Source organism: Paenibacillus sp. FSL R7-0204, assembly GCF_038002225.1.
GTDB lineage: Bacteria > Bacillota > Bacilli > Paenibacillales > Paenibacillaceae > Paenibacillus_AQ.
The window spans coordinates 1623135-1636161 of sequence record NZ_JBBOCA010000001.1 but is presented as its reverse complement, the minus strand read 5'-3'; the positions used below and the strand labels follow the sequence as shown (position 1 = coordinate 1636161).

At 52.2% G+C, this 13027-nt stretch carries 6 protein-coding genes; 2 read left to right on the top strand and 4 right to left on the bottom strand.

Features of this window, described 5'->3' with window-relative positions:
* Positions 1–10: 10 nt before the first annotated feature.
* The gene (locus MKX42_RS07315) at positions 11–5125 is read right to left on the bottom strand and encodes a WIAG-tail domain (RefSeq protein ID WP_340751926.1); all 5115 of its coding nucleotides are present in this window, start codon (positions 5123–5125) and stop codon (positions 11–13) included.
* Positions 5126–5345: 220 nt separating this feature from the next.
* On the opposite strand from MKX42_RS07315, the gene MKX42_RS07310 reads away from it, so the two are divergent.
* Together MKX42_RS07310 and asd are read left to right on the top strand one after the other, a co-directional pair.
* Entirely contained in the window at positions 5346–6443 is a 1098-nt protein-coding gene (locus tag MKX42_RS07310; protein ID WP_340751925.1) for a YheC/YheD family endospore coat-associated protein, read from the top strand.
* A gap of 90 nt (positions 6444–6533) precedes the next feature.
* Positions 6534–7325, top strand: coding sequence for an archaetidylserine decarboxylase (gene asd / locus MKX42_RS07305; protein WP_340751924.1), 792 nt, complete (start codon positions 6534–6536; stop codon positions 7323–7325).
* Positions 7326–7471: 146 nt separating this feature from the next.
* On the opposite strand, the gene MKX42_RS07300 is transcribed toward asd, so the two are convergent.
* Genes MKX42_RS07300 through MKX42_RS07290 form a run of 3 tightly spaced genes read right to left on the bottom strand, consistent with a single transcriptional unit; the run spans position 7472 to position 13009 of the window.
* Positions 7472–7978 (bottom strand): DUF2569 domain-containing protein, encoded by a 507-nt coding sequence (locus MKX42_RS07300; RefSeq protein WP_340751923.1) that lies wholly within the window; start codon positions 7976–7978, stop codon positions 7472–7474.
* 14 nt (positions 7979–7992) lie between these two features.
* Positions 7993–8742, bottom strand: coding sequence for a DsbA family protein (locus MKX42_RS07295; protein ID WP_340751922.1), 750 nt, complete (start codon positions 8740–8742; stop codon positions 7993–7995).
* Positions 8743–8800: 58 nt separating this feature from the next.
* Positions 8801–13009, bottom strand: coding sequence for an RCC1 domain-containing protein (locus MKX42_RS07290; RefSeq protein ID WP_340751921.1), 4209 nt, complete (start codon positions 13007–13009; stop codon positions 8801–8803).
* Positions 13010–13027: the final 18 nt, after the last annotated feature.

Below are 13027 nucleotides of genomic sequence, written 5' to 3'. Positions count from 1 at the left end.
TAGTCTCAGATCAATCAAAAGCACGATGCTCCACAGCAGGTTTGACCAGCGGAGTGCCGAGCGCAATCCATGACAGCACGCCATAGAAATGCTGGGTCTCACGCAGCCGCACCACCTCAATCGTCGCTCCTCCGCCCGTTCTGTTCTTCAGCGAAGCATGGAAGTACGGCTGGTTAGCCATGGCAACCAGCACGTAGCCGGTATGACCGAAGCTCTCGTCAAAAGAAACGCTCACCTCTACACTCTCCGCCTCACCATTGAACATAAACGCCGTCATCCCGAACTGCTGCAAAACATCGCGGTTCCCGACACTCTGCACCGGATGGAAGGACAGATGCTCCGCATTGACTGATCCGGGAGCCAGATGATCCCCGTTCACTGCACCCTGAGCAATATGATGGCTCTGGATGCTGTCTTCTTCCAGATGCCGGGACTGGACGGCAAAGGGAGCGATGTTCGAAGCCTTAACCGCCTCATCCTGCAGTTCAGAACTTCCTACCGCACCTTCAGCCAGATGTCCGGTGCCTACGCTGTGAATCGCAAGCTTCGCTCCGTTCACACTATGGTCCGGGAGCAGCTCGGAGGTCAGTGCATCTCCAGCCAGATGCTCCAGGCCTATGCTGCCAGGACGAATGTGGCGCCCGTCAACAATTCCAGGAGACAAATGGCCTCCGTAGATGCTGCCCGGAGCGAGATGATTAGGCCCCACCGCTCCTGGCGCCAGCTTGCTGCCGTCTATGCTGCCTTCTCCGAGCAGCTCGGAGGTTAGCGTGCCCTCTGCCAGGTGCTCACGCTGGATGCTGCCCGCGCGGAGATGACTGCTATCCACTGAATAGGGAGCCAGATGATCTCCATTCACTGCATCCTGAGCAATGTGATGGCTCTGGATGCTGTCTTCTTCCAGATGCCGGGACTGAACGGCAAAGGAAGCAATTTTGGCAGCCTTCACCGCCTCATCCTGCAGCTCAGTGCTGCCTACCGCACCTTCAGCCAGATGGCCGGTGCCGACACTGTGAAGAGCAAGCTTCTCTCCTGTAACACTATGGTCCGGGAGCAGCTCGGAGGTCAGCGCATCCCCGGACAGATGCTCCAGGCCGATGCTGCCGGGACGGATATGGCGCCCGTCAACAATTCCGGGAGCCAGATGGCCTCCGTAGATGCTGCCCGGAGCCAGATGATTTGGCCCCACCGCTCCTGGCGCCAGCTTGCTGCCGTCTATGCTGCCTTCTCCAAGCAGCTCGGAGGTTAGCGTGCCCTCTGCCAGATGCTCACGCTGGATGCTGCCCGCACGGAGATGGCTGCTATCCACAGAATCAGGCGCCAGATGATCCCCGCTCACTGCATTCTGAACAATGTGGTAGCTCTGCACGCTGTCTTCTTCCAGATGCCGGGACTGGATGGCAAAGGATGCGATTTTGGAACCATCCACGGCTTCATCTTGAAGCTCTGAGCTTCCCACTGCGCCTTCCGCCAGATGACTGGTTCCAATGCTGTGAGGAGCAACCTTCCCCCCTGTAATACTGCCGTCCTGCAAAAGTTCAGCGGTCCGGGCATCCTGCGCCAGATGCTCCAGGCTGATGCTGCCGGGACGGATATGACAGCTATCCACAGCTTCAGGCGCCAGGTGACCTCCATAGATGCTGCCGGAAGCCAGATGGATAGAGCCTACAGAACCTGCGGCCAGCTTGCTTCCACTAATACTGCCATCCGGCAGCAGCTCCGCACTTCTGGTTTCCTCCGCGAGATGCGCCAGCCGGATAACTCCCGGCCCCAAATGGCGATCCCGGATTACTCCGCCTGCAAGATGCTCTGCGTTCACGCTCTGCGGCTGGAGATGCTGCGAACTCACTGCGCCTTCAACCAGCTTGCTTCCACCTATGCTGCCATCCGGCAGCAGCTCCGCACTTCTGGTTTCCTCCGCGAGATGCGCCAGCCGGATAATTCCAGAGCCCAAGTGATGCTCTTGGATGGCTCTACCGGCAAGATGCTCTGCGTTCACGCTCTGCGGCTGGAGATGCTGCGAACCCACTGCGTCTTCAGCCAGCTTGCTTCCACCTATGCTGCCATCCGGCAGCAGCTCCGCACTTCTGGTTTCCTCCGCGAGATGCGTAAGCCGGATAATTCCTGAACCCAAGTGATGCTCCTGGATGGCTCTACCGGCAAGATGCTCACCGTTCACGCTCTGCGGCTGGAGATGCTGCGAATCCACCGCGCCTTCGGCCAGCTTGCTTCCACCTATGCTGCCATCCGGCAGCAGCTCCGCACTTCTCGTCTCCTCAGCCAGATGCGTAAGCCGGATAATTCCTGAGCCTAAATGACGCTCTTGAATCACTCCGCCTGCAAGATGCTCTGCATCCACGCTCTGCGGCTGAAGATGCTGCGAATCCACTGCGCCTTCAGCCAGCTTGCTTCCACCTATGCTGCCATCCGGCAGCAGGTCCGCGCCCCGCGTATCGGAAGCCAGATGACTGAGCTGAATGCTGCCGGCGCGGATATGCCGGCTGCTTACTGCATCCGCAGCCAGGTGGCCGCCATACACACTGCCCGCAGCCAGATGGAAGGCTCCGACCGCCCCTGCTCCCAGCTTACTGCCTGCGATGCTGCCATCCGGGAGAATATCCGCGCTGCGCGTCTCCTTGGCCAGATGGGCCAGCGTAATCTCTCCGGCACCGATATGCCGGGCTTCCACCGCTGCCTGCGCCAAATGAACACCCTGAACACTCGCTTCAGCCAAATGAACCGATTCCACCGCACCTGCCGCCAGCTTCTCTGCACCAATGCTCCCGTCAGGCAGGAGGTCCGCACTGCGGACCTCCTCCGCCAGATGCGCCAGGCTAATGCCGCCATCCGCGAGATGCCGCCCTTCCACTGAGGCCTCAGCCAGCTGGCTTCCGCCCACACTGCCAGGGGTGAGATGTTGAGAGGCTACCGCCCCCTCTGCCAGCTTCGTGCCGCTGATGCTGCCATCCTGAATCTGGATTGAGGAGACAGAGCTTGGAATAAGATGCCCGTTGCCAACCGACAGCGGCCGGATATGTGCACCGCCCACGCTGCCCGCTGCTAGATGTCTGCCTTGCACAGAGGTATCCTTAAGCGAATCCGGGCCGACTGCGCCTTCCGACAGATGCTCGCTCTGCACTGCTGAGGCTGCCAGCTTCTCTGCACTCACACTGCCGTCCGCCAGCTTAATGGAAGTGACGGCCAGATCACCGAGCTTATCCGTTGAGACACTCTCCGGCGATAGCTTCAGGGAAGTGACGGCATAGTCGGCCAAATGATGCGGCTGCACAATCGCCGCAGTGAGATGGGCCTCCTTGACGGCACCGGAGGACAGCTTATCTGCTGTTACTGAACCGGATTGCAGCGCGGATGAAGTCACACTGCTGTCTCCCAGATGCCTGCGTTCGATAGCGCCGGATGCCAGATGACCAGCGTCTACTGCCTCCTCCTGCAGCACCCGTCCGCTGATGCTGCCGTCCGCCAGGTGCTTCTCTTCCACGGCGCAGACTGCAATATGCTCACCGCTGACCGCTTCTTTTGCAAGAATCGTACTCCCGACCGCGCCCATGGCCAGCTTGGCGGTAATGATGCTGCCGTCCGCCAGCTTGGCTGCGGTAATACTCTGGGGGCTAATATGTTCTCCTGTAACGGATTCATACCCCAGTTGTTCTTCCGTAACTGCCCCTTTGGCCAGATGGCCGGTCAGGACGGAATGCTCCTGCAGCTGGGCAGAGCCTACAGATTCTGCGGCCAGATGAGAATTATCCACGGCCTCGCGCTGCAAATGTGCCGAAGTGACAGCCTGCGTGGCAATCTGCGCACTGCGCACTGCAGATTTCGCAATATGGCGCGTCATCACGGCTTCGTCAGCCAGCTTATGGGCCAGAATGCTCTGATCCGCTATTTTGGAAGAGGTGACCGCCTGCTCAATCAGCTGTGTAGTCCCTACCGCGCCGTCTGCCAGCTTCACAAAAGAAATGCTGCGGTCTGCCAGATGACGGCTGCCAACCTCACCTTCGGCGATATGGTCCGCATGGATGCTCTCCGGGTTAATATGCTGGCTGCGGACAGCCTTCGCCGCGATCTGCCGGGACCCGGCAGCCCCATCTGCGAGATGCCCGCTCTCAATAATACCGGGTTGAAGCTGGTCCTTGCCGATCAGGCGCGCCGCCAGCTGTTCCCGGCCAATGGCGCCCGGGGCCAGATGCCTCGCGGTAATGACGCCTTCCCCCACATGCCGGCTCTCGATCACCGCATCCCCCAGCTTGACGCCGCTGATCTCGCCATCGGCGATTTTGTCAGCGGACACTGCTTCGTCAGCCAGCTTAGAGCGGTCAATACTGCCGTTGCTGAGATGGCGGCTGTCAATGCTGCTGCTGAGTATCTTCTCACCGGTCACCGCCCCGTCATCCAGCAGCTCCGCTGTGATAATGAACTCACTGAGATGGCGGCTGCTGATGGCACCATCGGCAATATGTCCTCCGCTTATCATCCGGTCTGCCAGCTTCTCGGGACCCACGCTGCCGTCCTTCAGCTTCTCACCGCCAATGGAGTGATCCAGCAGCTTGCCCCCGCTGATACTGCTCTCCGCCAGATGCTCACCGGTAACAGACTCCGGCGCTATCTTCGGGGAGGTAACCGCCCGGTCCGCAAGGTTGATGCTCTGCACCGCATAGTCCTGCAGCCAGGGTGTACCGATGATGCCATGCTTTAGTCTGGACCCGTCAATGGTTCGTGGAGCAATCTTGGCACCGGTGACGGCGGCATCGGACAGGTCATCGGTGTATACGGGCTGCAGACGTTCTTTTTCCGGGGGAGCCGTTACTTCAGCTTCAAGCAGAACTGCACGTTCCTCCTGTCCACGCACCTCTTCCGTCACGGTTTCCTGTTTCTCTTCCAGTGCAGGTACAGTCTGCTCGGGCGGCGCGGTCACTTCCAGCATCTCCACCCCGCTCACCTGCAGGGCAAGGTCTTCCCCCTCTGCCGCTTCCACCCATTCCAATTCCTGGTTTTTTTGTGTTTTGGGACTGCTGTCTATCATGCTAAGTTCAGTCGTATCGGGATTATCCACGTAATAGAGCGGTCTCTTGGAACTGCGCTGCTGTTTTCGTTTGGGACCCTTCACAAGCAGTCTCCTCCTTCCATCTAATGTATCTTCTAGGCATCATATGCAGAAGCATAGGCGGATGACACCCTTCTCCTTACCCGTCATCCAATCTTCTCCTTTCAAAAAAGGGCATCTGCCGCCGCGCATCCGTCCAACCCTTACGGGCACGTACATACATACAATGGCAGGAGACATAAAAACAGCCGGGAAGTACTTCAAGATAACAGGAGGAACGAACATGGGGCAAAAGCTCGTTGGGATACTGCTAAACGCCGCTATGCACGGGGGCGTTCCCCGGTTAAAAACCGGACAGGAATCTCTGGCCAACTACGAAGAGGCCGCCGCCGCATACGGATTAACCCCTTGCTTTGTGAAGCTGTCAGACATCGACGTGGCGTCCGGCTTCAGCAGTGTCTATATGAAGAAAGGGCCGCAAGGATACCGCAGACAGATTGTCCCTACGCCGGAGGTCATCCACAACCGGGCAATCTATGATCCCGCCAGCACTGGCGTCGAGCGCCTGCTGCGGCAGGGGATTCAGGTCTATAACAGCTGCAACCGCTACGGCAAGGATCAGATTCACAGCCTGCTGGAGCGCAGCCGCGAACTGCAAGCCGTTCTGCCAGTCACAGCAAGCGGACTTTCCGGCCTGAGGGAGATGATGAGCCGCTACCCGGATCTGATTCTCAAGCCTTGCCGGGGCAGCGTCGGTAACGGCGTGATGCGGCTCACCCGCAGCGGCGAAGGGCGCTGGCTCTGGAGCTACTCTCTCTCTGGCTCAAGACGCAAGGTTAGCAGAGTCATTAACCCAGACGCCATTCCCCGGGCCCTTCGCGCCCGCCTCTCTTCCGTGCCCTATCTGGTCCAGGAACGGATTCCGCTGGCCGAGATTAACGGACGCCCCTTTGACCTGCGTGTCACGGTACAGCGGGGCTGGGGCGGAGCATGGCAGGTCACCGGCCTGTTCGCCAAGCTGGCTGCGCCCGGCGGCTTTGTCTCAAACATTGCCAGAGGGGGCGAAGCCCTGAAGTCCTCTTTTGCCCTGGAGCAGGCATTCCCTGGAGAAGAGGCAGCCAGAATCCGTATGTCCGTCCTCTCCCTCAGTCTCGCCATCGCCCGTGAGCTGGAGAAGAGTCTGCCGGGGCTGGCCGATATCGGTCTGGACATCGGTGTCACGAAGCACGGACAGCTGTATTTCATTGAATGCAACGGACGCGACCAGCGTTACGGCTTCCAGAAGGCCGGACTGCGCGGGGTATGGAAAGACAGCTACCGCCAGCCTATGGGCTATGCCAGATATCTGTACGAAGAAGCATTAAGAATGAACTCTTATTGATTTGTCTCCTATTCTATGTCAATATAATGCAGAGCGGGTGGAGTCCCTTGGCACGGGATAACACTGCTGCATGATGGAAGGGAGATGGGCATGGTTAAACAATTGCTGCGGCTGATGACCGAGCTATCCTCGCACAGATGGCTTTCCAGGTTGATGGGGGCTTTATCCCACAGCAGACTCAGCCGCCTTATGATTCCGGTATTTATTCGTTCCTATCAGATTCCTGCCGCCGAGGCGGAGAAGGCTGCCGGAGAATACCGTACACTGAATGAATTCTTCAGCCGCCGCCTGAAGCCGGGAATGCGTCCGGTGGCCAGCGGTGAGCATGCCGTAGCCAGTCCTGTGGACGCAATGATTACGGCAATGGGCGAAATCAACTGCGGCACGATAATGAATGTGAAGGGGCAGGATTATACGCTGGAGGATTTGCTTAATCACTCGCCACACCTCGAACTGTACAAGAAAGGCTATTATTTCGTCCTCTACTTAAGCCCTACCGATTATCACCGGATTCACTCCCCGTTAACCGGACAGCTGAGGGAGAGCGATTATATCCGCGGACGGGCTTACCCCGTGAATGATTTCGGCATGCGCCATATGAAGAGTGTCCTGAGCCGTAACGAACGGCTGATTACTTATATAGCCGGCAGCTACGGCGAGACCGCCGTGGTCAAGGTAGGCGCAATGAATGTGAGCAGTATCCGCTACACCGATGAGGCGGCCAAAGAATGGCAGCGCGGCGACGACCTGGCTTATTTCGAATTCGGTTCCACGGTAGTCCTGCTGATGGAGAGCGGCACCTTCACCCCGCGCCCCGGGCTGGCCCCGGACACGAAGGTGAAGATGGGCGAGCTGCTGGGTGAGATGCGGCGGCCGGTCTGACACCAGGCGTTTCCCGTCTGCATAACACTGCTACTCTACAGAATAACCCCCGCCCAAGGACACGAAGCCGTGTACCTTGGACGGGGGTTTTTTTGACTGTAATGAGGCTTCCGAGTGGACGCATACCCTGCGTTCACCGGACCTTTTTAACGGATAAAAGTGTACCTTACGCGCTCCGATTTCCGGAAGTAAGCTGTCCATATCGCACAGGTGAATAATGCCCTAATCAGATCACGCATACTGCTTCCATCCTCCAGCTCACTGGCAACAGGAATATTCATCACGAGCACATAATCAATGATCCCGATCAGCAGGTTGACGGAATAGAGGATAATCATCATGCGCGGCAGAAGTGCCTTTTTTTGATAAAACAAAACCAAAGTAAAAATAGTAAGCAATAGCAGCACTCCGTTCGCAGCGGCTTCAAATATAATGGCCGGCGCCCAGAGCGGATGATACATTTTCCCTTGCGGGGATGCCAGAAGATCCCAATATTCCCGGCTGAAGCTTGGAATATTGTAGTTAACCAGCTGATACGATACCTGAATTAATGTTGCGATTAATCCGATCTGCACCAGCACCAGCCAGCCTCCGAGACCTGACGGGCGTAGCGGTGGATATACTTGTGGTTCTTTTTCAACCCCTGTTTCCAACTTTATTCCCCCTTTCATTGCGGTGAAGACGATATGACTTTCAATTGTTTATTAATGGCATTAGCCAAACCATCATAAGATGAATCAGGCAATAATTCTCCGTTTACCATGAATTGCGGTGTACCATTAACTCCATAGTGACCTGCGGTTTTGTAATCCTCCTTTACATCAAGCATATAGGTATGGCTCTTTAAGTCTTTTTCAAACAAATCATAATCAATATCCTTTATATTCTCTTTCACTAAATCAAGCAAAAAAGATTCTGTCGCCCATATCTTACTTTCATCCCCTTGGTGTTTGTACAGAATGTCATAAAAATCCCAGAACTTATTGTTATCCTGCTTAGCAATAGCTTCGCCCGCACTCGCGGCAAGAATAGAGTCACGATCTATAAAGGCGTAGTTGATAAAGAACAGTTCAGCCTTTCCAGTATCTATGAACTCATTTAAAAATCGTTGCATGTTCATTTCTTTCCATTTTTTACAGGCCGGACATTTAAAATCGGCAAATTCAACAACCTTTACTTTTGCCTTGGAGTCACCGAGATGAGGTTGTTTTTCATACTTCAGCCCTTCTGTCTGATATTCACCTTTAATTTGAGTATAGTTAGGCATTTCTTCCACTGAATAGGACTGGCCTGATGTATGATCTATGGCTACAATCGATATTAACCCAATCAAAATGATTGCAAAAATAGCAGAAGCCATGAGTAGTGATCTGTTTATCTTAGAACCTTTTCTTCGTTTATTCACATTATTTGACAAACTGATTTTGCTCCTTTTGAAGGACCTTCATAATCTGAAGGTCCTTTTCATGTAGTAGTTAAGGAGATACAGGCATACTGGGCTTCGAGACATTTCCCGCCTCATCTACAGCAATAACCGTAATTGAGATAACTTCATTTTCAGGAAGCTGTAGTTCAATTCCTTCATGTGCAGTAGTTTTTAGCACAAGTTTTTCGTTAATGAATACCCAGTATTCTTTGATACCCCTGTTATCTTTCGATTCTTCCCATTGCATAACAATTGCACCGGTATTCTTAGTCATTTTCACATAGGCAGGAGCAGTAGGTGCAATGAGGTCTGGCATCACAAACCCTTCAGGGAATTTTATGTTTTTATAAAGACTCTGTCCGGCCTCTCCGCTTACAATTAAATCTTTTGTCACAAGCGTACTGCTGGTTATAGTCTTGAGAGAAGTAGTTTGACTTGGTGTTAACCCCAAAACAGTTACTGGAACTCTGGAATCATAAGAACTTCCATTACCTAATTCTCCGCTACTGTTACCTCCCCAAGTCTTCACTATGTTTCCGTCAATCGCTGCATTATGACTTACACCCGCATCTATGTCTTTAATATTTGTTAGAGCTGAAACAGTAACAGGAGAAGATGAAGGACTAGTGCTATTATTACCTAATTGTCCAGAGGCATTATAACCCCAGCTGTAGAGAGCCGAATCCTTCTTTGCAATGCTATGATACATACCTGCAGAAATTTGCGTAATTCCGCTAATAGAAGTTACATTTACAGGGTTGGAACGGTCCGTATAAGTCCTATCCCCAAGTTGCCCATACGAATTGCTGCCCCAGGCCCAGACGGTTCCATCTGTCTTTAGGGCAAGCGCATGGTAGAACCCAGCAGATAGACTGCTCACATTGACCAATGAGTTAACTTTTACCGGAATCATTGAATCTGTTGTAGAACCGTTTCCTAATTGTCCGTTCATATTCATTCCCCAGGCCCAGACACTGCCGTCATTCTTAAGAGCCAAACTGTAGAACATACCTGCACTTATAGCTTTCACCCCGCTTAGTGAAGGGATCTTTGTAGGAGCATATTTATTTCCTGTAGTTCCAAGCCCTAATTCACCATAATAATTCGATCCCCATGCCCACACTGTTCCGTCGCTCTTGAGCGCCAGAGAGTGTGTTTGACCTGCCGAAATGGCGGTTACAGATTGGAAATTCTCAATCCTAGTCGGCAGGTACTGCTGGTAAGGAATTGGCTGATATCCTAGCTGCCCCAAGGAATTATCTCCCCAGCCCCATACAGAGCCATCGCTTTTAAGAGCTAACCCGTAAGACCCGCCTGCCGAGATCGCAGCTATTGAAGAAAGGTTCACAGTTTGGGTCGCCTTATTAGAACTAGTTGCCTTCCCATTCCCTAATTGCCCTTGGTAGTTATTCCCCCAGGTCCAAACAGAGCCATCACTCTTCAAGGCATAAGTTTGATCAGAACCTGCGGAGACAGCCATTGGAGCCGAAGCCTCCATCGTTACCGACACCACATTACTAGAGGCAGAAACATTATTAGCATAATCCCTCGCCTTAACCGAGAAGGTATATGTGGTTCCAGGCGCAAGACCTGTAGCAGTGTACCCTGTCACTGACTCGATGGAGTTACCGTCTACAGGAAGTGCCTGAATCAGATTTGACCCTCGATAAACCAGATAATCCTTGATACCGTGATTATCGGAAGCCTCGTTCCAAGAAAGTACAGCTGTAGTTGCCGTTTTTCCTGTACTCGTCAAATTAGGGGTAACTGGAACTTGAATATCAACCGGATAATCTATTCCAGTTACTATAGTACGGGTACGCTGCAGAGTCAGATTCCCTGTTCCCAGTTGAGCGTCACTATTAACTCCCCAGGCCCACATGGAGCCATCCAGTTTGACAGCAAAGCTGTAAAACTCAGCAGCCTCAATATCAGCAATTCCATCCAGATGTGCAGAACGAACAGGAACCAGTCTGTTCTGAACAATAGTGCCGTCACCCAATTCACCTTGGGCATTGTCACCCCAGCTCCAGACCTTACCTTCACCAGTTAATGCTAAATTATGAGCATACGAGGAAGATATCTTGATAATATTACTCAAATTCTGAACCTTTGCCGGACCCGAGGCATCATAAGTGGACCCATTTCCAAGCTGACCGTATGCATTAAATCCCCAGGTCCACACAGTTCCATCCTTCTTAAGTGCGGCTCCGTGCATATAGGAGAAATCAATTTGAATAATATGATCCAGCCCTTGAATCTGCAAAGGGATAAGTTGCTTATATTCAGCAGTTGGATTATATCCAAGAATCCCTCTGGAGCCATCCCCCCAGATCCAAACGGTGCCATCCTCTTTCAGTGCCATAGTGTTGTAATATCCGCCAGCAATCGAGACAACCGAGTTCAATCCGCTGACTTGCACAGGAACAGCAGAACTATTAATTGTTCCCGTACCCAGTTGTCCAAAACCATTATTCCCCCAGGTCCAGACCGTTCCATCCTCTTTCAGGGCCACGAAGTGTCCGAGACCAGAGGAGATGGATACGATATGATCAAGTCCGGCTACTGACTGCAAGGATACATTACTACCGGCGCTACTTTGTCCCCAGGTCCACACGGTACCATCAGCACGCAGCCCAATATTCTGGGTCAATCCGGATGAGATCATAGCGAAGCCATCGAGTGCTGAGATTCGTGTTGCAATATTTCGGGTTACGAGAGTACCATCTCCCAGTTGACCTTTATTATTAAGGCCCCAGCCCCAGACCTGTCCCTGATTATTCAGAGCAAAGTTATGATCACGATATCCGGATACCGCAATGCTACTGGTGAAGAAAACCAGTGGAATCGTTTCTTCAGAAACATTACCAGCATTATCTATGGTTACTACAGTAATGGAGTATTTCTCATTCGGACGAATATTTTCCAGCTTAATCTGCTGATCCTTGGTGATTCCAAGCAACTCTTCTCCGTTCAAAACTTCATATTCGCTCACTCCTGATAGGCTGTCTGAACCTGCTGACCAGCGAATCAGGGCTGAAGTTCCAAACTGATTAATTTTAAAAATATTCGCAGGTGCAACTGGCGGAGTTAAATCGATCTTAACAGTGCCTTCTGCAGTTGCACTTACATTCCCCGCCATGTCAATCGTCCGGGCATACACCTTGGTAAGTCCTTCGCTGCGGACAGGAAATGAATTAACATATTCACTCCACTCTGCAGCCGTACCTACCTTATAATCGTAACCTCGAACTTGACTCTCAGCATCTGTACCACCATCCAGATTGATATAGACTGGTTCATTAGTCCAATCGGAAGTACTAAGACCAACTAATGGCACAGTAGGAGATGTTTTATCAAACTGCAATGTATGTTCGGCTATCATACTGCTGTTTCCGGCATAGTCCAGCGTCCTGGCATATATATTCATCAGTCCATTCCCGTTTACCACTACAGGATGGGTATAATCAAGCCACTCGCCAGAGCTTCCTATACGATACTGTGATTTTAAAGTACCACTCTGACTGTCGATACCATCTGTTATAGTAACGGTGAACGAAGAGTTACTCCACACATCCGGACTAATATTGAAGTCAGGAGAAGACGGTGGCTCCTTATCCACACTGATCTTCGTTTTTTTTGCTTTTTCCACGTTCCCGTCAACATCCGTTGAACGGTAGTAGATGATTGTACTAGGCCCTTCCACAGTAAAAGGAGTGGTGTACTTAATCCATGTCTGTCCCGCATTGAAACTATACTCAGAGTATTGTATCCCGGAATGCGCATCGGTTGCATTAAGAGAAACTGTAACATTGCTGTTGTAATAAGAATTTTGTCCTAACGTTCCATTCACTGAAACAGATGTCTCTGGAGGGAAATTATCTTTTTTTATGGTGAAGGAAACTTCTTTAGGTGCTTCATTATTGTTATTTAGTCCAATGGACTGATAAAGAATATGGTATACCTTTTTATCTGAGAAAGAGATCGGTTGATTGTAGGTTAGCCAAGATCCTCCATCGTCCAAGCTATAGCGGGTTGAAGAAACGCCAGAGCCCGGATTCTGAATGGTGAGCCCAAGTTCTACTGGCCCGTAATAAATACCGTTAACATTGAGACTGCCTTTGAGTTGATGTACGGTTACAGGAACACCTTCAGCGGCTGCCGCCGAAGGTGTTCCTGTTCCAATACCGGGGATAAGAAGTGTAAAAACAAGAATTAAACTTATGATAAATGTAAAGGGCCGCTTTAATGAGTACATTTCATTCCTCCAGAATCT

What these genes read in the sequence shown, in the direction of transcription:
- MKX42_RS07290 (WP_340751921.1), bottom strand. Translation starts at nt 13,009, where the DNA reads ATGTACTCATTAAAGCGGCCCTTTACATTTATCATAAGTTTAATTCTT.
- MKX42_RS07310 (WP_340751925.1), top strand. Translation starts at nt 5,346, where the DNA reads ATGGGGCAAAAGCTCGTTGGGATACTGCTAAACGCCGCTATGCACGGG.
- asd (WP_340751924.1), top strand. Translation starts at nt 6,534, where the DNA reads ATGGTTAAACAATTGCTGCGGCTGATGACCGAGCTATCCTCGCACAGA.